Annotated in this window: 18 protein-coding genes; 12 read left to right on the top strand and 6 right to left on the bottom strand. The window is 57.4% G+C overall.

Translation table 11 applies throughout. The annotated features are described in order from the left end of the window. Positions 1–282 precede the first annotated feature (282 nt). The 4 genes from araD (at position 283) to rluA (ending at position 7,125) form a co-directional block, all read left to right on the top strand. On the top strand, positions 283–978 hold the full coding sequence (araD, locus tag AC22LX_RS24705; RefSeq protein ID WP_045389962.1) for an L-ribulose-5-phosphate 4-epimerase: 696 nt from the start codon (positions 283–285) through the stop codon (positions 976–978). Between the two features lie 79 nt (positions 979–1,057). Beyond that, complete coding sequence (polB, locus tag AC22LX_RS24700; RefSeq protein ID WP_487334263.1) at positions 1,058–3,415, top strand: DNA polymerase II; 2,358 nt, start codon at positions 1,058–1,060, stop codon at positions 3,413–3,415. Positions 3,416–3,546: 131 nt separating this feature from the next. Continuing rightward, positions 3,547–6,453, top strand: coding sequence for an RNA polymerase-associated protein RapA (gene rapA / locus AC22LX_RS24695; protein ID WP_487334262.1), 2,907 nt, complete (start codon positions 3,547–3,549; stop codon positions 6,451–6,453). Positions 6,454–6,465: 12 nt separating this feature from the next. Further along, positions 6,466–7,125, top strand: coding sequence for a bifunctional tRNA pseudouridine(32) synthase/23S rRNA pseudouridine(746) synthase RluA (gene rluA / locus AC22LX_RS24690; RefSeq protein WP_063413970.1), 660 nt, complete (start codon positions 6,466–6,468; stop codon positions 7,123–7,125). Positions 7,126–7,186: 61 nt separating this feature from the next. On the opposite strand, the gene citX is transcribed toward rluA, so the two are convergent. Further along, positions 7,187–7,726 (bottom strand): citrate lyase holo-[acyl-carrier protein] synthase, encoded by a 540-nt coding sequence (citX, locus tag AC22LX_RS24685; RefSeq protein WP_015368283.1) that lies wholly within the window; start codon positions 7,724–7,726, stop codon positions 7,187–7,189. 169 nt (positions 7,727–7,895) lie between these two features. After that, positions 7,896–9,260, bottom strand: coding sequence for a 2-hydroxycarboxylate transporter family protein (locus AC22LX_RS24680; RefSeq protein WP_015368284.1), 1,365 nt, complete (start codon positions 9,258–9,260; stop codon positions 7,896–7,898). Positions 9,261–9,734: 474 nt separating this feature from the next. Between AC22LX_RS24680 and AC22LX_RS24675 the strand changes: the two genes are divergently transcribed. Continuing rightward, on the top strand, positions 9,735–11,360 hold the full coding sequence (locus tag AC22LX_RS24675) for an ATP-binding protein (protein WP_045397299.1): 1,626 nt from the start codon (positions 9,735–9,737) through the stop codon (positions 11,358–11,360). Next, complete coding sequence (locus tag AC22LX_RS24670; RefSeq protein WP_045397296.1) at positions 11,350–12,048, top strand: response regulator; 699 nt, start codon at positions 11,350–11,352, stop codon at positions 12,046–12,048. Before AC22LX_RS24675 ends, AC22LX_RS24670 begins: the two co-directional genes overlap by 11 nt. Positions 12,049–12,080: 32 nt before the next feature. On the opposite strand, the gene djlA is transcribed toward AC22LX_RS24670, so the two are convergent. After that, on the bottom strand, positions 12,081–12,908 hold the full coding sequence (gene djlA / locus AC22LX_RS24665; protein ID WP_015704375.1) for a co-chaperone DjlA: 828 nt from the start codon (positions 12,906–12,908) through the stop codon (positions 12,081–12,083). A 241-nt stretch (positions 12,909–13,149) separates the two neighbouring features. Between djlA and lptD the strand changes: the two genes are divergently transcribed. From lptD to apaH, 6 genes are all read left to right on the top strand, one after another. After that, positions 13,150–15,495, top strand: a complete 2,346-nt coding sequence (lptD, locus tag AC22LX_RS24660; RefSeq protein ID WP_032713339.1) for an LPS assembly protein LptD — start codon at positions 13,150–13,152, stop codon at positions 15,493–15,495. A 54-nt stretch (positions 15,496–15,549) separates the two neighbouring features. Beyond that, positions 15,550–16,836: a peptidylprolyl isomerase SurA gene (surA, locus tag AC22LX_RS24655; RefSeq protein ID WP_045397288.1), complete on the top strand. Its 1,287-nt coding sequence runs from the start codon at positions 15,550–15,552 to the stop codon at positions 16,834–16,836. A gap of 112 nt (positions 16,837–16,948) precedes the next feature. Further along, positions 16,949–17,929 (top strand): 4-hydroxythreonine-4-phosphate dehydrogenase PdxA, encoded by a 981-nt coding sequence (pdxA, locus tag AC22LX_RS24650; RefSeq protein ID WP_045397286.1) that lies wholly within the window; start codon positions 16,949–16,951, stop codon positions 17,927–17,929. Further along, positions 17,926–18,747, top strand: coding sequence for a 16S rRNA (adenine(1518)-N(6)/adenine(1519)-N(6))-dimethyltransferase RsmA (gene rsmA, locus AC22LX_RS24645; RefSeq protein WP_015368291.1), 822 nt, complete (start codon positions 17,926–17,928; stop codon positions 18,745–18,747). The genes pdxA and rsmA overlap by 4 nt, the downstream gene beginning before the upstream one ends. 2 nt (positions 18,748–18,749) lie before the next feature. Next, positions 18,750–19,127: a Co2+/Mg2+ efflux protein ApaG gene (gene apaG, locus AC22LX_RS24640; RefSeq protein ID WP_045397284.1), complete on the top strand. Its 378-nt coding sequence runs from the start codon at positions 18,750–18,752 to the stop codon at positions 19,125–19,127. Between the two features lie 5 nt (positions 19,128–19,132). Next, positions 19,133–19,981: a bis(5'-nucleosyl)-tetraphosphatase (symmetrical) ApaH gene (gene apaH, locus AC22LX_RS24635; protein WP_045397283.1), complete on the top strand. Its 849-nt coding sequence runs from the start codon at positions 19,133–19,135 to the stop codon at positions 19,979–19,981. A gap of 125 nt (positions 19,982–20,106) precedes the next feature. On the opposite strand, the gene folA is transcribed toward apaH, so the two are convergent. The 3 genes from folA to kefF all read right to left on the bottom strand — a co-directional run bounded on the left by folA (position 20,107) and on the right by kefF (position 23,175). Continuing rightward, positions 20,107–20,586: a type 3 dihydrofolate reductase gene (gene folA, locus AC22LX_RS24630; RefSeq protein ID WP_015368294.1), complete on the bottom strand. Its 480-nt coding sequence runs from the start codon at positions 20,584–20,586 to the stop codon at positions 20,107–20,109. 197 nt (positions 20,587–20,783) lie between these two features. Continuing rightward, the gene (gene kefC / locus AC22LX_RS24625) at positions 20,784–22,649 is read right to left on the bottom strand and encodes a glutathione-regulated potassium-efflux system protein KefC (protein ID WP_032715999.1); all 1,866 of its coding nucleotides are present in this window, start codon (positions 22,647–22,649) and stop codon (positions 20,784–20,786) included. Then, complete coding sequence (kefF, locus tag AC22LX_RS24620; RefSeq protein WP_015704370.1) at positions 22,642–23,175, bottom strand: glutathione-regulated potassium-efflux system oxidoreductase KefF; 534 nt, start codon at positions 23,173–23,175, stop codon at positions 22,642–22,644. Before kefF ends, kefC begins: the two co-directional genes overlap by 8 nt. Positions 23,176–23,244 lie beyond the last annotated feature (69 nt).

Raw genomic sequence — 23,244 nt, 5'->3', positions numbered from 1 at the left:
GGGGTAAGGGAACCGACCGGCGCGGTGTCATCTTTCTCCCTCTCCCTTTGGGAGAGGGTCGGGGTGAGGGAACCGACCGGCGCGGTGTCAACTTTCTCCCTCTCCCTTTGGGAGAGGGTCGGGGTGAGGGAACCGACCGGCGCGGTGTCATCTTTCTCCCTCTCCCTTTGGGAGAGGAGTGGGGAGAAGGAACCGACCGGCGCGGTGTCATCTTACTCCCTCTCCCTTTGGGAGAGGGTCGGGGTGAGGGGAACCCAACTCACCTGCTATTCGGAGCACACTATGTTAGAAGATCTCAAACGCCAGGTGCTGGAGGCCAACTTAGCGCTACCGCAGCATAATCTGGTGACCTTAACCTGGGGCAACGTCAGCGCCGTCGATCGTGACAAAGGGGTATTGGTTATTAAACCCTCCGGCGTGGATTACGCAGTGATGACCGCTAACGACATGGTCGTCGTCAGTCTGGAGACCGGTGAAGTGGTGGAAGGCAACAAGAAGCCCTCTTCCGATACGCCGACCCATCGCCTGCTGTATCAGGCATTCCCGACGCTTGGCGGGATTGTGCATACCCATTCGCGCCACGCCACCATCTGGGCGCAGGCCGGGCAATCTATCCCGGCGACCGGCACCACCCACGCTGACTATTTTTATGGCCCGGTCCCCTGCACCCGGTTGATGACCGATGCGGAGATCAACGGCGAATATGAGTGGGAAACCGGCAACGTGATTGTCGAAACCTTCCGTCAGCAGGGCATCGACCCGGCGCAAATGCCCGGCGTGCTGGTGCATTCCCACGGCCCGTTCGCCTGGGGAAAAAATGCCGAAGACGCGGTGCATAATGCCATCGTGCTGGAGGAGATCGCCTATATGGGAATTTTCTGCCGCCAGCTGGCGCCGCAACTGCCGGATATGCAGCAGACGCTGCTCGATAAACACTATCTGCGTAAACACGGGGCCAAAGCCTACTACGGCCAGTAATCACCCCTGTATAAAACCCCAGCACCTATCGTGAAACCAGGCTATAATCAGGCCTGGTTTTTTATCGTTGAGAGCACGCGTGACGCAGCCGCAAGCAGGATTTTTACTCACCCGTCACTGGCGGGATACCCCGCAGGGAACGGAACTGGCCTTCTGGCTGGCGACCGATAACGGCCCGCTGCAGGTCACGCTGCCGCCGCAGGAATCCGTCGCGTTTATCCCCGAAGTGCAGCGGCAGCAGGCTGAAAGCCTATTGCAAGGTGAAAACGGCTATCGCCTGGCCCCGCTTGCGTTAAAAGATTTCCACCGCCAGCCGGTTTTCGGCCTGTACTGCCGCGCCCATCGCCAGCTGATGCGGCTGGAAAAAAAGCTGCGTGAAAACGGCGTCACCGTTTACGAAGGCGATATCCGCCCGCCGGAGCGCTACCTGATGGAGCGCTTTATCACCGCCCCGGTCTGGGTGGAAGGAGAAAGGCGCGGTTCGCAGTTGGTTAACGCGCGCATGAAACCTAATCCGGATTACCGCCCGCCGCTGAAATGGGTCTCGTTGGATATCGAAACCAGCCGCCACGGCGAGCTCTACTGCATCGGCCTGGAAGGCTGCGGCCAGCGGGTGGTCTACATGTTAGGCCCCGAGCCCGCTACGCCGCCGGATGTGGGCTTCAGCCTGGTCTATGTCGCCAGCCGCCCGCTGTTGCTGGAAAAGCTCAACGCCTGGTTTGCCGAACACGATCCCGACGTGCTGATCGGCTGGAACGTGGTGCAGTTCGATCTGCGGGTCCTGCAAAAACACGCCGAGCGCTACCGCATCCCGCTGCTGCTCGGCCGCGGCAATAGCGAGCTGGAGTGGCGCGAGCACGGTTTTAAGAACGGCGTCTTTTTCGCCCAGGCCAACGGCCGGCTGATTATCGACGGCATCGAAGCGCTAAAATCGGCGTTCTGGAACTTCTCCTCATTTTCACTCGAGGCCGTCGCCCGCGAACTGCTCGGCGAAGGTAAAGCTATCGACAACCCGTGGGACCGGATGGACGAAATCGATCGCCGTTTCCATGAAGATAAACCGGCGCTGGCAACCTATAACCTACAGGATTGCGAGCTGGTGACGCGGATCTTTCATAAGACAGAGATCATGCCGTTTCTGCTCGAACGGGCGACGGTCAACGGCCTGCCCGCCGATCGCCACGGCGGATCGGTCGCCGCCTTCAGCCATCTCTATTTCCCGCGCATGCACCGGCTGGGCTACGTGGCGCCGAATCTCGGCGAAGTTCCCCCGCAGGCCAGTCCCGGCGGCTACGTCATGGACTCCCGCCCCGGCCTGTATGACTCAGTGCTGGTGCTGGACTACAAAAGCCTGTATCCGTCGATCATCCGCACCTTTTTAATCGATCCGGTCGGCCTGGTTGAAGGGCTGGCACAGCCCGATGACCGCCACAGCACCGAAGGGTTTCTCGGCGCCCGCTTCTCGCGCGAAAAGCACTGCCTGCCAGGCATCGTCGGACAGATCTGGCACGGCCGCGATGAAGCTAAGCGTCAGCATAATAAGCCGCTGTCGCAGGCGCTGAAGATCATCATGAACGCCTTTTACGGCGTGCTGGGGACCAGCGCCTGCCGCTTTTTCGATCCACGGCTGGCGTCGTCGATCACCATGCGCAGCCACGCGATCATGCGCCAGACCAAAGCGCTGATTGAAGCCCAGGGCTATGACGTTATCTACGGCGATACCGACTCCACCTTCGTCTGGCTCAAACGCCCGCATAGCGAAGCGCAGGCGGCGGAAATCGGCCGCAAACTTGTTGCCTATGTTAACGACTGGTGGGCGCAGGAACTGGGCAAAAGCCAGCTGACCAGCGCGCTGGAGCTGGAGTATGAAACCCACTTTTGCCGCTTTTTAATGCCGACGATCCGCGGCGCCGATACCGGCAGTAAAAAGCGTTATGCCGGAATGATTCAGGAGGGCGATGCCCAGCGCATGGTGTTCAAGGGGCTGGAGACGGTACGCACCGACTGGACGCCGCTGGCCCAGCAGTTTCAACAGGAGCTGTATCTGCGCATCTTCCGCCATCAGCCGTATCAGGATTATGTACGGGAGACTATCGCAAGACTAATGAACGGCGAGCTCGACGAGCAGCTGGTTTATCGCAAGCGCCTGCGCCGACCGCTGGCGGAGTACCAGCGTAACGTGCCGCCGCACGTGCGCGCCGCGAGGCTTGCCGATGAACACAACGCGAAGCTTGGGCGGGCGCAGCAGTATCAGCAGCGCGGCACCATTAAATACGTCTGGACTACCGGCGGCCCGGAGCCGGTGGATTACCAGCAGTCGCCGCTCGATTACGATCACTATCTGTCAAAGCAATTGCAGCCGGTGGCGGAAGGAATCCTTCCCTTCGTCAACGACGACTTTGCTACAATAGTGACAGGGCAACTGGGGCTATTTTGACAGGTGACTAACACCGCGGCATCCAGTACCATAGCGCCCTTTCCATTCCTGGACCCAATTTTGATTCCTCAGCGTAACTATGCTGAGGATGCACTATTGCCTGCAATTAAAGAACAAAGAGCCGAACACATATGCCTTTTACACTTGGTCAACGCTGGATTAGCGATACAGAGAGCGAACTAGGACTAGGGACAGTGGTAGCGCTGGATGCGCGCATGGTCACTCTCCTTTTCCCCGCCATCGGCGAAAACCGTCTGTACTCTCGCAACGATTCCCCAATTACCCGCGTGATGTTTAACCCGGGTGATACCATTACCAGCCACGAAGGCTGGCAGCTCCACGTTGACGAAGTAAATGAAGAGAATGGGCTGCTGTCCTACACTGGCACCCGCCTGGATACGCAAGAAGAACATGTTACCCTGCGCGAAGTCCTGCTCGACAGCAAGCTCGCCTTCAGCAAGCCGCAGGACCGCCTGTTCGCGGGGCAAATCGACCGGATGGACCGCTTTGCCCTGCGCTACCGCGCGCGTAAGTTCCAGAGCGAACAGTACCGCATGCCGTGGAGCGGCCTGCGCGGCCAGCGCACCAGCCTGATCCCGCATCAGTTGAACATCGCCCACGACGTGGGCCGTCGTCACGCGCCGCGCGTTCTGCTGGCCGATGAAGTAGGCTTAGGTAAAACCATTGAAGCCGGGATGATCCTCCATCAGCAGCTGCTCTCCGGCGCCGCCGAGCGCGTGCTGATCGTGGTCCCGGAAACCCTCCAGCACCAGTGGCTGGTGGAAATGCTGCGCCGCTTCAACCTGCGTTTCTCGTTGTTCGACGACGAACGCTACGCCGAAGCGCAGCACGACGCCTACAACCCGTTCGAAACCGAACAGCTGGTTATCTGCTCCTTAGACTTCGTGCGCCGCAGCAAGCAGCGCCTGGAGCACCTGTGCGACGCCGAATGGGACCTGATGGTGGTCGATGAAGCGCACCACCTGGTGTGGAGCGAAGAGGCGCCGAGCCGTGAATATCAGGCCATTGAACAGCTCGCCGAACGCGTGCCGGGGATACTGTTGCTGACCGCGACGCCGGAACAGCTGGGCATGGAGAGCCACTTTGCGCGCCTGCGTCTGCTGGATCCAAACCGCTTCCACGATTTTGAACAGTTTGTTGAAGAACAGCAAAACTATCGCCCGGTCGCCGACGCCGTCGCCCTGCTGCTGGCAGGAAACAAGCTCAACGATAATGAACTCAATACCCTTGGCGATCTGATCGGCGAACAGGACATCGAGCCGCTGCTGCAGGCCGCTAACAGCGATCGTGAAGATGCTCAGGCCGCGCGCCAGGAGCTGGTTTCAATGCTGATGGACCGCCACGGCACCAGCCGGGTGCTGTTCCGTAACACCCGTAACGGCGTGAAAGGTTTCCCGAAACGCGAGCTGCACACTATTCGTCTGCCGCTGCCGACCCAGTACCAGACGGCTATCAAGGTCTCCGGTATTATGGGCGCGCGCAAAACCGCGGAAGAGCGCGCGCGCGACATGCTCTATCCGGAGCAGATCTATCAGGAGTTTGAAGGCGATACCGGCACCTGGTGGAACTTCGACCCGCGCGTCGAATGGCTGATGGGCTACCTGACCAGCCATCGCTCGCAGAAGGTACTGGTGATTTGCGCCAAAGCCGCCACCGCGCTGCAGCTGGAGCAGGTACTGCGCGAGCGCGAAGGTATTCGCGCCGCGGTATTCCATGAAGGCATGTCGATTATCGAACGCGACCGCGCCGCAGCGTGGTTTGCCGAAGAAGACACCGGCGCGCAGGTGCTGCTGTGTTCCGAAATCGGCTCCGAAGGGCGTAACTTCCAGTTCGCCAGCAACCTGGTGATGTTCGACCTGCCGTTTAACCCGGATCTGCTGGAGCAGCGTATTGGCCGTCTCGACCGTATCGGCCAGGCGCACGATATCCAGATCCACGTGCCGTATCTGGAGAAAACCGCGCAGTCGGTGCTGGTGCGCTGGTATCACGAAGGCCTCGACGCCTTCGAACATACCTGCCCGACCGGCCGTACCGTCTACGATAGCGTTCACGACGACCTGATTAACTACCTTGCCGCGCCGGAAGCCACCGATGGCTTCGACGATCTGATCAAATCCTGCCGTCAGCAGCATGAAGCGCTGAAAGCGCAGCTGGAACAGGGCCGCGACCGTCTGCTGGAGATCCACTCCAACGGCGGCGAAAAAGCGCAGGCTCTGGCGGAGAGCATCGAAGAGCAGGATGACGACACCAGCCTGATCGCCTTCTCGATGAACCTGTTCGATATCGTCGGCATCAACCAGGACGACCGCGGCGAAAACCTGATCGTCCTGACCCCGTCCGATCATATGCTGGTGCCGGATTTCCCGGGCCTGCCGGAAGATGGCTGCACCATCACCTTCGAGCGTGACGTGGCGCTGTCGCGTGAAGACACGCAGTTCATCACCTGGGAACACCCGCTGATTCGCAACGGTCTGGATCTGATCCTCTCCGGCGATACCGGCAGCAGCACGATTTCGCTGCTGAAGAACAAGGCGCTGCCGGTCGGCACGCTGCTGCTGGAGCTTATCTACGTCGTCGAAGCGCAGGCGCCGAAGCAATTACAGCTTAACCGCTTCCTGCCGGCGACCCCGGTTCGCATGCTGCTGGATAAAAACGGCAACAACCTCGCCGCGCAGGTGGAGTTCGAAAGCTTCAACCGCCAGCTGAGCGCGGTCAACCGCCACACTGGTAGCAAGCTGGTCAATGCGGTGCAGCAGGACGTTCACGCGATTCTGCAACAGGGCGAAGCGCAGATCGCCAAAGCGGCGCAGGCGCTGATCGACGCGGCGCGTAACGAAGCCGATGATAAACTGACGGCGGAACTGTCGCGTCTCGAAGCGCTGAAGGCGGTGAACCCGAACATCCGTGACGACGAACTGGCGGCGATCGAAAGCAACCGCCAGCAGGTGATGGATGCGCTGGCGCAGGCCGGATGGCGTCTGGACGCGCTGCGTCTGATCGTCGTCACTCACCAGTAACGGAACGCGAAAATGGCGATGGAAAACTACAATCCGCCGCAGGATCCCTGGCTGGTGATTCTGTATCAGGATGAGCACATTATGGTGGTCAACAAGCCGAGCGGCTTGTTGTCCGTGCCCGGCAGGCTGGAAGAGCATAAGGATAGCGTGATGACGCGTATCCAGCGCGATTTCCCGCAGGCCGAATCGGTGCATCGCCTGGATATGGCCACCAGCGGCGTGATTGTGGTGGCGCTGAATAAGGCCGCCGAGCGTGAACTGAAGCGTCAGTTCCGCGAGCGCGAGCCGAAGAAGCAGTACATCGCCCGCGTCTGGGGCCATCCGCAGCCTGCGGAAGGTCTGGTGGATTTACCGCTGATTTGCGACTGGCCGAACCGGCCAAAGCAGAAGGTGTGTTATGAAACCGGCAAAGCGGCGCAAACCGAATATGAAGTGCTGGAGTACGCGGAGGACAACACCGCCCGCGTGCGCCTGAAGCCGATTACCGGGCGCTCGCATCAGCTTCGCGTGCATATGCTGGCGTTAGGGCATCCGATCCTCGGCGACCGCTTTTACGCCACGCCGGAGGCGCTGGCAATGGCCCCGCGCCTGCTGCTGCATGCCGAGACATTAACCATTACCCATCCCGCCTACGGCAACGCGATGACCTTCCGCGCGCCAATCGACTTTTAAGTCGTTATCCGGACGCCCCGGTCGCGCTACGCTGCCGGGGAAATCTCTAACGCTAACGCGATTAATCGCGGGCGAACCACGCATCGATCATCTGCTCAACGCGAGCGACCACCAGCCCGGTGTCGTGACGACGGCTGCGCGCGCAGGCGTGGGCCGGCTCATCGCACAGCAGGCAGCGGCGCATCGCTTCGCCCTGCGCCTGGCGGCTAATCAGCCCCGCTTGCGGACAAATGACGTCGATATCCCACAGACGTCCCAGCGGATGATTCTGTTCCAGTTCGCTGCATAGCGCTTTGATCTCTTCCGCGGAGTGCTCAACGCACCACATCGCTTCCGGGCCGGTAGGCAGCCACAACACCTGGCGGTCGAGCGTTTTCCAACGCTGCTGCCACAGAAGTTGGTCACAGGCCTGCAGCGCAACACCCATCATATTGCGATAGCGAATACTGTCTTTTACCGCCCCTGGCGTTACCAGAGTGAGAGAAATAACCGGTTGTTGATAATGGTTGAGCCAGTCTTGTTGACGGGCTGCGCGCTGCTCTTTCGCCGCCAGCAGATTTTCCATGCTGACGCCCGCCCGGGCGGGAGTATGCACTGACATTCTTTCCTCTCCTTTAATGATCAAAAAGGCAGCTCGGGGCTGCCGTCGCTATCGCGGATAACGCCGCCTATTGTATCGCTAATTGCACAGAATTTAGGACGCAGGACAAAGAAATTTTCTTCGTCCTGCGGAGGGAAATGGCAGTTTTTGCTGTTAGCGCAGAACTAAATCACGATAAGAAATGACTTAAGAACAGCAGCCCTAACGACACATTAATCGCGCCGCCGATACGGGTAGCTATCTGAGCAAACGGCATCAGGTTCATACGGTTGCCGGAAGTCAGGATGGCGACGTCGCCGGTACCGCCCTGCCCACTCTGGCAACAGGAGACAATCGCCACATCGACCGGATGCATCCCCATTTTTTTACCAACGAAGAACCCGGTGGCCACCAGCGCCGAGACGGTGCAGACAATGACCAGCAGGTTGGTGAGCGTGAAGGCGTTTACCAGCTCCTGCCACGGGGTAATCGCCACGCCGACGGCAAACAGAATCGGATAAGTCACCGCGGTGCGGAAGAATTTATACACCACCTGCGAGCCCTCCTGCAGGCGCGGCGAAACCACATTCGCCAGCTTCAGCAGCACCGCGAGGAACAGCATGCCAACCGGCGCCGGCAGGCCAATCAATTTATGTCCGAGCATGCCCATCATATACAGCAGCACCGCCAGCAGCGCGCCGGAGGCCAGCGTCGCCACATCAGTTTTACCGCCAAATCCTTCGCTTTCGCTCAGGCTGCGGGTTTCATTACTGCGGTTCGGCATTAGCTGGCCTTCGCCGGTCAGATGCGGGAAGCGTTTGCCAAGCTGGTTCAGACAGCCAGCAATGACGATCGCCGTCAGGCTGCCCAGCATCACCATCGGCAGCACGCGTCCCAGCGCAACCCCCTGATCCATATGCATCAGCGCCGCATAGCCAATCGACAGCGGGATCGCCCCTTCGCCCACGCCGCCGGCCATAATCGGCAACACGATAAAGAAGAAGACCTGGAACGGATCCATTCCCAACAGGCTACCCACGCCGACGCCTACCAGCATGCCGACAACTTCGCCGCACAGCATCGGCAGGAAGATCTTAAGGAACCCCTGAATCAGCGTGGTGCGGTTCATGCTCATAATGCTGCCAACGATAATGCAGCAGATGTAGAGATAAAGAATATTGGTCGATTTATAGAATTTGGTGGTGGATTCAACCACCACATCCGGCAGCAGGCCGTAATGGACTAGCGCCGAAGGAATAAAGGTGGCGCAAATCGCCGCCGCGCCAAGCTTACCGAGTACCGGCAGACGCTTGCCGAACTCGCCGCAGGCAAAACCGAAGAAGGCCAGCGTCGCCACCATCACCACGATATCGCTCGGCAGCTTGCCGCCAAGGCAGTCCAACGCGATAAGACCACCGGCCAGCAAAAATAGCGGCAGCGGGATAATCCCCACTTTCCAGCTATCCATCACGTGCCACCAGCGCTGCTTCAACGAGGCTTTCGGTTTGTTAATAGGTTCAAGGGTTGCAGAGAATGCGTTGTCTGTGGTGCTCATAAATTCAGCCCTGTAGTTATTATTCCTGTTCAGGGTAGAGGGGCTGGCGCGGCGTTAATGTGAGAAAAGGCAGATTAAAAAAGAAGTTTTAATGGTCATTATGGTTTTTATGGTTTCTATACCCTAAATAATTCGAGTTGCAGGAAGGCGGCGACGCAGCGAATCCCCGGGAGCTTACTCCAGTAAGTGACTGGGGTGAGTGAGGACAAATTCGTCAGGAACGAATTTGAACGCAGTTCACTGCACCCGTAAGGGCGAGGCCCAGGGATGGGCCGAGTTATTGCCAACGCCCATGCAACTTGAAGTATGACGGGTATATTAATCAGCGTGATACATATCTGATTTCTAAACGTGGTTTTTATGGTTTTTTTATTAACCGGATAATTACCCTTTATAAATAGGCGCCAGTAGATAAATTGTTCTTCTGGCCGCTGACGATATCGTTGCCGCATCTCAAATACTGTGCGCATAACTATGAAAGTTTCATTTCAATTTAAGCTGTTCATCTCCCTGGTGGCCTTTTTCTCCATCTTATTCGCTCTGCTTGGCGTTTATTATTATCTCGACGCCAGCCGCCAGCTGTATCAGGAAATGAGCGCCAGGGCGAAAATTCAGGCCGAAGAGATTGCGCTGATGCCCAATCTACGCCAGCAGGTCAGTCTGCACGACCCGCAGGCTATCGGCGCCTTCATGAGGCAAATCGCCGCCCACAGCGATGCCAGCTTTATCGTCATCGGCGATGATAAAGGCGTACATCTGTTTCATTCCGTGCACCCGGAATGGGTCGGCACCCGCTTAGTGGGCGGCGATAACCAGGCGGTGCTGGAAGGCAAAACTATCACTACCATCCGTAAAGGCGGTTTGGGCATCTCGCTACGCAGTAAAACGCCCATTGTCGATGACAACGGGCGGGTGATCGGCATCGTCTCCGTCGGCTATCTGACCAGCTATCTCGACAGCATCACCGTGCAAAAGGTAGTGAATATTTTTGTCGCCGCCATCCTGTTGCTGATCGCCCTGTTTATCTTCTCCTGGTATTTTACCCGCAGTATTAAAAAGCAGATTTTTTCGCTGGAGCCGCGCGAAATTGGCCTGCTGGTTCGCCAGCAAAAAGCGATGATGGAATCGATTTTCGAAGGGGTTATCGTTATCGACAGCCAGCGACGGATTGAGGTGATTAACCACGCCGCCCGCAGCCTGCTGGGGCTTAAGCAGCCCGCGCATCTGCTGCGCGGCAAATCGATTGATAGCGTGATCGCCCCGCAGCCGTTCTTCGCCAGCGGCGCGATGCTGGCGAACGATACGCACGATGAACTGTGTCGCTTCAACCAGCTGACGGTACTCGCCAGCCGGGTGCGCATCATGCTGGAAAACTCGCTGCAGGGCTGGGTGATCACCTTCCGCGACCGCGATGAAATTAACGCCCTCACCGCCCAGCTCAGCCAGGTGAAACGCTATGTCGATAACCTGCGCATAATGCGCCACGAGCAGCTCAACCGCATGACCACGCTCTCCGGCCTGCTGCATATGGGCCACTACGACGAAGCTATTCGCTATATACAGGCGCAATCGGAACATGCTCAGGAGCTACTGGACTTCATCTCCTCGCGTTTCCGCTCGCCGACGCTGTGCGGCCTGCTGCTGGGTAAAGCCACCCGCGCTTATGAAAAAGGCGTTGAACTGAGCTTTGATCCGGCCTGTCGTATCGATCGCCCGCTGTCGTCGCTGATGGAGTCGGAACTTATCTCGATCATCGGCAACCTGCTGGATAACGCCATTGAAGCGACGCAGCGCGCTGAACTCCCTCACGAGCCGGTCGAGGTACTGATTCAACTCAACGCCCGCGAGCTGATGATTGAGGTGGCCGATCGCGGCGTCGGAATTCGCCCGGATATCCGCGAACGTATTTTTGAGCGCGGGGTGACGACAAAAACCCGTGGCGATCACGGTATTGGTCTGTATCTTATTGAACATTATGTGACTCAGGCTGGCGGCACGATTGAAGTCGCCGATAACGCGCCGCGCGGAACGATATTTACCCTGTTTATTCCCGCCGACCCGCCGGCCCATCCGCAACCGGAGGCCAACGATGCATCATGATCTGGTCGATGTGCTGATCATCGAAGATGAAAACGAGCTGGCCCGCCTGCACGCCGAGCTGATACAGAAACACCCGCGCATGCGGCTGGCGGGAATGGCCGCCTCGCTTTCCCAGGCGCGGCAGATGCTCAACGCCAGACCGCCGCAGCTGGTCCTGCTGGATAATTATCTGCCGGACGGCAAAGGCGTTACTCTGATGACCGACCCGATTCTGGCCAATGCCAATTGCTCGGTCATTTTCATCACCGCCGCCAGCGATATGGAAACCTGCAGCCAGGCGATACGCAACGGCGCCTTCGACTACATTCTCAAGCCGGTTTCGTGGAAACGGCTGAGCCAGTCGCTGGAGCGCTTTATTCAGTTTTACGATCAGCAGCGGGAATGGAAAATCGTCGATCAGCAAAACGTTGATTCCCTGTATCAGCTGCAGGCTAAAAATTTTCGCGCCGATAACGGCAGCAAGGGCATCGAAGAAAAGACCCTGGCGCTGGTACAAAATTTATTTCATGGCCGCGAAACGCACTGTTTTTCGGTTGACGAAGTGGTCAGCGAAACCGGGCTGAGCAAGACCACCGCCCGTCGTTATCTCGAGCATTGCGTAGAAGTGAGTTTTCTGGAAGTGGAAATGCTGTACGGAAAGATTGGCCACCCGCGGCGGATGTATCGCCGCGCGCAGGGCGCGAACTAAGGCTTCTCCATGAAGGAGAAGCCCTACGGGATTCAGAAGCCGCGCTGCTCTTTGATGAGCTCCCAGGCTTTCTGGATTTCCTGCGCTTTCTGTTTCGCCATTTCCATCATCTCCGGCGGCAGCCCTTTGGCCACCAGCTTGTCCGGGTGATGTTCGCTCATTAGTTTACGGTAAGCGCGCTTGACGGTTGTAGCATCATCGGTCGGCTTGACGCCGAGAACGTTACAAGCGTCTTCAAGCGTCGGGCCGCGCTGTGCCTGCTGCCAGCCGCCATTGCCGCCGCGCTGACCATAGGATTGCTGCTGCGAGCCGCCGCCGAACTGCGCGCCGCCCTGCATCATGCGCAAGAACTGCTCAAACTGCGCACGCGAGATACCAAGCTCGTCGGCGATAACAAACAACACTTCGCGTTCATTGGGATGTAATTCGCCGTCGGCGAAGGCCGCCTGCAGCTGAATTTCCAGAAACATCCTAATTAAATCGAAGCGACCAAAACAGACGCTGCGCAGTTGACGCATTTTTTCGCGCAGCGGGTAATTATCGGCCTTGCCGGCGCGAAAAGCCTGCTGCGCCGCGGTACGCGACTCGCCGTGCAGATTCATACGATCCATCAGCACATTCGCCACATGAATATCGGCTTCCGTCACGCGCCCTTTAGATTTAGTCAGATGCCCCATCACTTCAAAAGTGGTGGAAAAGAACAGCGACTGCCGCTCCTGCTGGTTGGCAAATAAATTCAGCCGACGGCTACGGGCCCGGTCAAACATATGTCCGACTAAAAAGCCAAGCACCACGCCCCAGAAGCCGCCGCCCATCAATAATGCAACCGCGACACCAATCACTTTACCCAAATACTGCATAGACTCCCCAATCTTTCTGCTACCAGTTAAGCTATATCTGACCGCACGTTACCAAGCGTTGACGCCACGGTCATGTGGGACATCGCCTATAATTTGCTTTATCATACTCGCCATTCTACACGGTGCCTAACGCTCAGAAACGAAACGAGCGGATTAAGACTAGCGCGATTAAGATGAGTACGTTAGGCTCTGACCGTTTGCAAGCCGCTGCCACAAGATGACGGAACAACAAATAAAACGTATGAAAAAACGTATCCCCAGCCTCCTGGCCACCATGATCGCCAGCGCCTTGTATAGCCAACAGGGCATGGCCGCCGATCTCGCCACGCAATGTATGCTTGGCGTGCCAAGCTATAATCGTCCTCTCGTTGAAGGGAAGCCTAACGATCAACCGGTAACGATTGACGCCGATCATGCGAAAGGCAACTACCCCGATAATGCCGTGTTTACCGGCAACGTTGATATTAATCAGGGGAATAGTCGCCTGCAGGCCGACGAGGTGCAGTTGCATCAGCAGCAGCCGGCGGGCCAACCGCAGCCGGTGCGTACCGTTGATGCGCTTGGCAACGTTCACTATGACGACAACCAGGTCATTCTGAAGGGGCCGAAGGCGTGGTCAAACCTGAACACCAAAGATACTAACGTCTGGAAAGGCGACTATCAGATGGTTGGCCGTCAGGGGCGCGGCACCGCCGACCTGATGAAGCAGCGCGGCGAAAACCGCTATACCATTCTGGAAAACGGCAGCTTTACCTCCTGTCTGCCGGGTTCTGATACCTGGAGCGTCGTCGGCAGCGAAGTTATCCATGACCGCGAAGAGCAGGTTGCCGAAATCTGGAACGCGCGCTTTAAGCTGGGTTCCGTCCCTATTTTTTATAGCCCGTATCTGCAGCTGCCGGTCGGCGATAAGCGCCGCTCCGGCTTCCTGATCCCCAACGCCAAATACAGCACTAAAAATGGCGTTGAGTTCTCGCTGCCCTATTACTGGAATATCGCGCCGAACTTCGACGCCACCATTACGCCGCACTATATGAATAAACGCGGCGGCGTAATGTGGGAAAACGAATTCCGTTATCTGACCCAGGCGGGCGCAGGTTTATTCGAATTCGATTACCTGCCTTCCGATAAAGTGTACGAAGACGATCACTCCAACGACAGCAATAGCCGCCGCTGGATGTTCTACTGGAACCACAACGCGGTTATCGATCAGGTGTGGCGTCTGAACGCCGACTACACCAAAGTCAGCGACCCGGATTACTTTAACGACTTTAGCTCTAAGTACGGTTCCAGTACCGACGGCTACGCGACGCAGAAATTCAGCGCCGGTTACGTTAACCAGAACTTTGACGCCACCGTGTCGACCAAGCAGTTCCAGGTCTTCGACCGTAGCTCAAGCAACTCCTACGCTGCTGAGCCTCAGCTCGATATTAACGCCTACCAGAATGACGTCGGTCCGTTCGATACTCATCTGTATGCGCAGGCGGTGCACTTCGTCAACACCAACGGCGATATGCCAGAAGCAACGCGCCTGCACATGGAGCCGACGATCAACCTGCCGCTGTCTAACGGCTGGGGAAGCATCAATACCGAGGCGAAGCTGCTGGCGACCCACTATCAGCAGAGTAATCTCGATCAGTACAACACCGCTAACGGTACCGATTACAAAGATTCGGTTAACCGCGTGATGCCGCAATTCAAAATCGACGGCAAAATGGTCTTCGAACGCGATATGCAGGAAGGGTATACCCAGACCCTGGAACCGCGCATGCAGTACCTGTACATCCCGTATCGCGACCAGAGCCACATTGGCGTCTACGACTCGACCCTGCTGCAGTCCGACTATAGCGGCCTGTTCCGCGACCGCTCCTACAGCGGCCTTGACCGTATCGCGTCAGCCAACCAGGTCACCACCGGCGTCACATCTCGCGTATATGATGACGCGGCCGTTGAACGTTTTAATATTTCCGTTGGTCAAATCTACTATTTCACCGAGTCTCGCACCGGTGCGGACAACATCAACTGGGAGAATAACGACACCACGGGTTCACTGGTCTGGGCCGGCGATACTTACTGGCGTATCACCGATAACTGGGGTTTACGCGGGGGGATCCAGTACGATACGCGTCTGGATAACGTCGCAACCGGCAACGGAACCATTGAATACCGCCGCGACGAAAACCGCTTAGTGCAACTGAACTACCGTTACGCGAGTCCGGAATATATTCAGGCGACGCTGCCTTCGTATTCCACCGCTCAGCAGTACAAAGAAGGTATTTCTCAGGTGGGTATGACCGCCAGCTGGCCGATTGTCGATCGTTGGTCAGTGGTCGGCGCGTACTACTTCGATACCAATACCAAAAAAGCGGCTAACCAGATGTTAGGGGTACAGTATAACTCTTGCTGCTACGCTATCCGCCTTGGCTACGAACGTAAGATCAACGGCTGGGATAACAACAACGGCGGCGAGAGCAAATACGACAACACCTTCGGTATCAACATCGAACTGCGTGGTCTGAGCTCCAACTACGGTCTTGGCACCCAGCAGATGCTGCGCTCGAACATTTTGCCGTACCAGAGCTCGCTGTAAGGCGTCTGGTTTAAAACGTAATCCGCATTTGCGGTTAATTGAAATGGAAAAAGTATGAAGAACTGGAAAACGCTGCTTCTCGGTATCGCCATGATCGCGAATACCAGTTTCGCCGCCCCGCAGGTGGTCGATAAAGTAGCGGCTGTCGTCAATAATGGCGTTGTTCTGGAAAGCGACGTCGATGGTCTGATGCAGTCGGTGAAGCTCAACGCTGGTCAGGCGGGACAGCAGCTGCCAGATGACGCGACCCTGCGTCATCAGATCCTCGAAAGATTGATCATGGACCAGATCGTTCTGCAAATGGGTCAGAAAATGGGCGTGAAAGTCAGCGACGATCAGCTTGACCAGGCCATCGCCAACATCGCCAAACAGAACAACATGTCGATGGATCAGATGCGTAGCCGTCTGGCCTATGAAGGCATCAACTACAACACCTACCGTAACCAGATCCGTAAAGAGATGCTGATTTCGGAAGTACGTAACAACGAAGTGCGCCGCCGTATCACCGTGCTGCCGCAGGAAGTTGAAGCGCTGGCCAAACAGATTGGCGATCAGAACGATGCCAGCACTGAGCTGAACCTGAGCCACATCCTCATCGCGCTGCCGGAAAACCCGACCTCCGATCAGGTTGCGGCTGCGGAAGAGCAGGCGAAGTCCGTCGTTGAACAGGCCCGTAACGGCGCTAACTTCGGCAAACTGGCTATCACCTACTCTGCTGACCAGCAGGCGCTGAAAGGCGGCCAGATGGGCTGGGGCCGTATTCAGGAGCTGCCGGGTATTTTCGCTCAGGCGCTGAGTACCGCGAAGAAAGGCGATGTTGTCGGTCCGATTCGTTCCGGCGTCGGCTTCCATATCCTGAAAGTTAACGATATGCGCGGCGGCAGCCAGAACATCTCCGTCACCGAAGTCCATGCCCGCCACATCCTGCTGAAGCCGTCGCCGATCATGAACGACGCGCAGGCGCAGGCGAAACTGGAACAGATCGCCGCTGACATTAAGAGCGGTAAGACCACTTTCGATAAAGCGGCGAAAGAGTTTTCCCAGGATCCGGGTTCCGCCAATCAGGGCGGCGACTTAGGCTGGGCGACGCCGGATATCTTCGATCCCGCGTTCCGCGATGCGCTGATGCGTCTGAACAAAGGCCAGACCAGCGGCCCGGTTCACTCCTCCTTCGGCTGGCACCTGATCCAACTGATGGATACCCGCAACGTCGACAGAACCGACGCCGCACAAAAAGATCGTGCTTACCGCATGCTGATGAACCGCAAATTCTCTGAAGAAGCGGCAACCTGGATGCAGGAACAGCGCGCCAGCGCTTACGTCAAAATTCTGAGCAACTAAAGTTCTCCCCTCCCCACGCCTTAAAAGCGTAGCGGGAGGGTAGACCGGTCGCCCCAGCAACGGCTGGGGTCGACTGCGCAGCCGGGCCCCCCTGGCCCGAAGGAACGTTTCTATGCAACGTGTTGTTATCACTCCCGGCGAGCCCGCGGGGATTGGTCCCGATCTTGTCGCCGAGCTTGCACAGCGCGACTGGCCGATTGAACTGGTTATCTGCGCCGATGGCGCACTGTTAACTGACCGAGCCCGCCAGATCGGTCTTCCTTTATCGCTCCTCCCTTACGATCCAACCCTTCCTCCACAGCCGCAGCGGGCGGGCACGCTCACGCTACTTCCCGTTGCCCTCAACGCGCCGGTACAGCCGGGCGTGCTTAATGTCGCTAACGGCAACTATGTGGTGGAAACCCTGGCGCGCGCCTGCGATGGCTGCCTTAAGGGAGAATTCGCGGCGTTGATTACCGGGCCGGTGCACAAAGGCAACATCAATGACGCCGGTATCGCCTTCACCGGCCATACCGAGTTCTTTGAAGAACGCGCTCACGCCAGCAAAGTGGTGATGATGCTGGCGACCGAAGAGCTGCGGGTCGCGCTGGCCACCACCCATCTGCCGCTAAAAGCAATAAGCGAGGCAATTACGCCAGAGCTGCTGCGCGAAGTAATTACCATTCTGGATGCCGATCTGCGGCATAAATTCGGTATCGCTCAGCCGCACGTGCTGGTTTGCGGCCTGAATCCCCACGCCGGCGAAGGCGGCCACATGGGGACGGAAGAGATCGATACCATTATTCCCGTGCTGGAAGAGATGCGGGCAAAGGGCATGAATTTAAGCGGTCCGCTGCCTGCGGATACCCTTTTTCAGCCAAAATATCTCGATAATGCCGATGCGGTACTCGCGATGTACCACGATCAGGGCCTGCCCGTGCTAAAATACCAGGGCTTTGGCCGCGGCGTGAATATTACGCTCGGTTTACCTTTTATTCGTACCTCCGTTGACCACGGGACCGCGCTGGAATTAGCCGGTCAGGGGAAAGCGGACGTCGGCAGTTTTATCACGGCGCTTAATCTCGCCATCAAAATGATTGTTAATACCCAATGAATAATCGAGTCCATCAGGGCCATTTAGCCCGTAAACGCTTCGGGCAAAACTTTCTCAACGATCAGTTCGTGATCGACAGCATTGTTTCGGCCATCAATCCTCAGAAAGGCCAGGCGATGGTCGAAATCGGCCCGGGTCTCGCCGCGCTGACCGAACCGGTCGGCGAACGCCTCGACCAGTTAACCGTTATCGAGCTGGACCGCGATCTGGCGGCCCGCCTGCAGACGCATCCGTTCCTCGGCCCTAAGCTGACCATTTACCAGCAGGATGCGATGACCATGAACTTCGGCGAACTGTCGGAGAAAATGGGCCAGCCGCTGCGCGTCTTCGGCAACCTGCCGTACAACATCTCAACGCCGTTGATGTTCCACCTCTTCAGCTATACTGATGCCATTGCCGATATGCACTTTATGCTGCAGAAGGAAGTGGTTAATCGTCTGGTTGCCGGGCCGAATAGTAAAGCGTATGGTCGATTAAGCGTAATGGCGCAGTACTACTGCCAGGTGATCCCGGTACTTGAAGTCCCGCCGACCGCCTTTACGCCGCCGCCAAAAGTGGATTCCGCCGTCGTGCGCCTGGTGCCGCACCGCACCATGCCGTACCCGGTGAAGGATGTCCGCGTGCTGAGCCGTATCACCACTGAAGCCTTCAACCAGCGCCGTAAGACCATCCGTAATAGTCTCGGCAATCTGTTTAGCGTTGAGGTGCTGACGGAGCTGGGCGTCGACCCGGCGGTACGTGCGGAAAATATTTCTGTAGAGCAGTACTGTAAGATGGCCAACTGGTTATCCAACAATCTGCCTTCGAAGGAGAGCTAACCATGATTAATTCGCCTCGTGTTTGCGTCCAGGTGCAAAGCGTCTATATCGAATCGCAATCTTCTCCGGAAGAAGAGCGCTACGTCTTCGCTTACACCGTCACTATTCGCAACCTGGGGCGGAGTCAGGTTCAGCTTCTCGGCCGCTACTGGCTCATCACCAATGGACACGGTCGCGAGACGGAAGTCCAGGGTGAGGGGGTGGTCGGCGAACAGCCGCACATCCCTGCCGGCGAAGAGTATCAATACACCAGCGGCGCGGTTATCGAAACGCCGCTGGGCACCATGCAGGGTCATTATGAGATGATTGATAGCAACGGCGCACCGTTCACTATCGAGATCCCTGTCTTCCGTCTCGCAGTTCCAACGCTTATACATTAAAAACAATGGCTACATACCTTATTGGCGACATTCATGGTTGCTACGATGAACTGATCGCATTGCTGGAGCAGGTGGAGTTTAATCCTGATACGGATACCCTGTGGCTCACCGGCGACCTGGTCGCGCGTGGTCCCGGCTCTCTGGAAGTGCTGCGGTTCGTGAAAACGCTCGGCGATAGCGTGCGCATCGTGCTGGGCAACCATGACCTGCACCTGCTGGCGGTGTTTGCCGGCATTAGCCGCAACAAGCCCAAAGACCGTCTGACGCCGCTGCTGGAAGCGCCGGATGCCGATGAGCTCCTCAACTGGCTGCGTCGCCAGCCGCTGATGCAGGTCGATGAAGAGAAAAAGCTGGTGATGGCTCATGCCGGTATCACGCCGCAGTGGGATCTGGAAACCGCCAAACAGTGCGCGCGCGATGTCGAAGCCGTGCTGGCGAGCGACTCCTATCCGTTCTTCCTCGACGCGATGTATGGCGATATGCCGAACCACTGGAGCAATGAGCTCAGCGGCCTGGCGCGTCTGCGCTTTATCACCAACGCCTTCACCCGCATGCGCTATTGCTTCCCGAACGGCCAGTTGGATATGTACAGCAAAGAGGCGCCGGAAGACGCGCCAGCCCCGCTTAAGCCATGGTTTGCCATTCCGGGCCCGGTCGCCCGCGAGTACAGTATCGCCTTTGGCCATTGGGCGTCGCTGGAAGGCCGCGGTACGCCGGAAGGTATCTATGCGCTGGATACCGGCTGCTGCTGGGGCGGCGACCTGACCTGCCTGCGCTGGGAAGATAAAACGTATTTCACCCAGCGTTCCAACCGCCAGAAAAGCCTCGACGAAGGCGAAGCGGTCGCCTCCTGAGTCGATCCCGGATGGCGGCGCGCTGCGCCTTATCCGGGCTACCTCCGGTACGGGGGATACCTGATAAAACAAAACCCCGGTCACGCCTGACGCGACCGGGGTTTTTCAATCCACGCTATGTTAGCTTAACGACGCTCGAGGATCTCGAAGCAGTAGCTGTGGGAGTTTTGCGCGTCGGCATCGTGGAACTCACTGAACACCGATTCCCACTCGTCCGGATCGTAATCCGGGAAATGGGTATCTCCTTCCACTTCCGCATCAATATGGGTCAGGTAGAGTTTGTGCGCTTTTGGCAGGAACTGCTCGTAAACGCGGCCACCGCCGATCACCATAATCTCTTCCGCGTCGCCGCAGGCGGCAATCGCTTCATCAACAGACTTCACCCACTGCACGCGATCGTCGCTGCCTGGCTTGCTGCTGATAACGATATTTTTACGTCCTGGCAACGGGCGACCGATGGATTCCCAGGTCAAACGCCCCATTACCACCGGCTTGTTTAAGGTGTTACGTTTAAACCAGGCGAGATCGGCAGGCAAGTCCCATGGCATAGCGTTCTCCATGCCAATTACGCGATCTACAGCTAACGCCGCAATCAGACTAATCATTGAAAATATCCCGAATGCAAAAAATTGCCGCCACTATACGGAAAGCGTAATACTTCGTCGACTGAACGAAGAGTAAAGAATAAGAAAATTTTTAGATTTGCTGGCGAGCCCACGTAAGCCTCATGAGCCGCCAGATCAGGAACTAAATTGAAAACAAAATGTTAGCTGTAAAGTTAACGCAACATTTGCTTACCACCTTAGGTTGAAGGCTTATTCTCCGGCTCATCGCGGACGTCTCCGGTGTGCCGTCCTTCTTCAGTACCTTGCCAGCCGTGACGCTGCACTAGCGACAGATGATTACGGTCCTCATTAATGATGCCGGTAAGCATATCGCTGGTACGCTTGAACACCGCCACCCGCGAGGCAGCGTCATTTTCCGCCATCGCCACCATCTCTTCCACCATCTGCTGGTTAAAGCGGCGGAACAGATCGGCGCGCTCGCGGGCCTCATAAGCGCCCAGACCTAAGGCTTCCAGCGTCATGCGGCCGCTTTTCAGCGCCGATTCGAAGGTCTCGCGCTCCGGCGCTTCTACCCCGGCCTGGCGCAGCTGAATGTAGTGATCGACATCGCGGGCGCGCGAAATGATCTGCAGATGCGGGAAATGTTCTTTCGCCAGCTCCACCAGTTGCAGGCTGGCCTGCGGATCGTCGATGGCGTTAATCAGCACTTCCGCCTTAGCCGCCCCCGCCGATTCCAGCAGATCCACCCGCGTGGCATCGCCGTAAAACACCTTCATATCGAACTTGCGAAGGGTATCAACGTGGTCCGGATCGTGATCGAGGATAACCATTTTCACCCCGCTGGAAAGCAGCACACGGCCGGCTATCTGCCCATAGCGGCCAAAACCGGCGATAATTACCCGCGGCTGCTCTTCATCAATCTCGTCCGCTTCGCGCTCCTGGTTACTGGCGGATTTCTCCATTCGCGTCAGCAGCACCAGCAGGATAGGCGTTGCCGCCATCGATAGCGCCACCGCCAGCGTCAGCGCTTTCGCCCACTCGCTATCCAGCACATCGGCCATCTGCGCGGCGCCGAAGACCACGAAAGCGAACTCACTCCCCTGCCCCAATAATACGGCAAACCAGCGGCGCTGCGCGCGCGGTACACCCAGTGGTTTAGCAATCAACCATAGCATCAAGGCCTTAATCGCCAGGAAACCCACCAGCAGGATCAGGATACGTAGCGGATGGGTGACCAGGGTCCCAAAGTCGATAGACATACCGACGCCGATAAAGAACAGCCCCAACAGCAACCCTTTAAACGGTTCGATATCGCTCTCCAGCGCATGGCGGTATTCAGAACTAGCCAGAAGCACCCCGGCAAGAAACGCGCCCATCGCCATCGACAGCCCGACTTCCTCCAGCAGCAATCCGAAGCCGAAGACCAGGAACAAGGCCACGGCGCTGAACACTTCGCGCAGGCCGGAACGGGCAACAAAGCGCAGCACCGGCCGGGTCAAATAGCGCCCTAACAGCACCACCAGCGCCAGCGCGCCGGCCACTTTTAACGCCGACAGCGCAAACGCGGCCAGCGTGGTTGAACCGCCGCTGGCCGCCAGCAGCGGAATCATCGCGACCAGAGGGATAGCGGCGATATCCTGGAACAACAGCACGGCGAAGGCGCTGCGTCCCAGCTGCGTCACCGTCAGGTTACGTTCGTTCATCGCCTGCATCGCAATCGCCGTCGACGACAGCGCCAGCGTCATCCCGATCAGCTCCGCAACCTGCCAGCGCAAGCCAAGCAGCATGCAGAACAGGCCGATAAACGCGCCGCACACCACCATTTGCAGCGCACCGCCGCCAAATACCGAGGCGCGCAGCTTCCATAAGCGCTGCGGATCCAGCTCAAGACCGATGACAAACAGCATCAGTACGACGCCGATTTCGGCGAAATGCAGAATCGCCTCTGCGTCAGTGACCAGCCGCAGTCCCCACGGGCCGATAACGCAGCCGGCGATCAAATACCCCAGTACCGACCCCAGCCCCAGACGCACGGCGATCGGCACGATAAGCGCAGCGGATCCGAGGTAGATCAGCGCCTGTATTAGCGTATGGCTATCCATTGTTATGCGCCTCCTGCCATTCGATTAAGCGTTGACGATAATGACGGGCCTGCGCCTGCAGCGTTTCGTCATCGCAGATAAAGGTACAGTGCATGGCAAACGGCGGCAGCCATTTCATGCCACAGTACAGCGCCGTCGCCTGCAGAGGCTGCGCCAGCACGTCAAAGCCGGGGAATGAACCAATATCGAAATGGCTTTCGCCGCCGCCGGTAGTAACCGCCCACATCAGCGATTTACCATGCAACGCAATACCATTGTGGCCGTACGCCCAGCCGTGAGACAGCACTTTATCCATCCACAGTTTTAGCAGCGGCGGTACGCTGTACCACTGCATTGGATGCTGCCAGATAACCAGATCGGCGCGCGCCAGCGCCGCCTGCTCGGCAGCGATATCGATATTGAAGTCGGGATATAGCTCATAGAGGGAGCGTATCTCTACGCCATCAAGCGTCCCTGCTTGCTCAAGCATCCGTTTATTCGCATGCGAGTGATGCGGATAAGGATGCGAGTAAATTATCAGAATCATGAATGGGCCTGTCTTTTGTATTCTTGTAGCAGTGAGTGTAGACAGTTAACTCGCTCACTGAAAGGGGGT

The organism is Klebsiella sp. PK01 (assembly GCF_057624675.1).
This window is presented reverse-complemented; position numbering and strand designations above follow the sequence as displayed.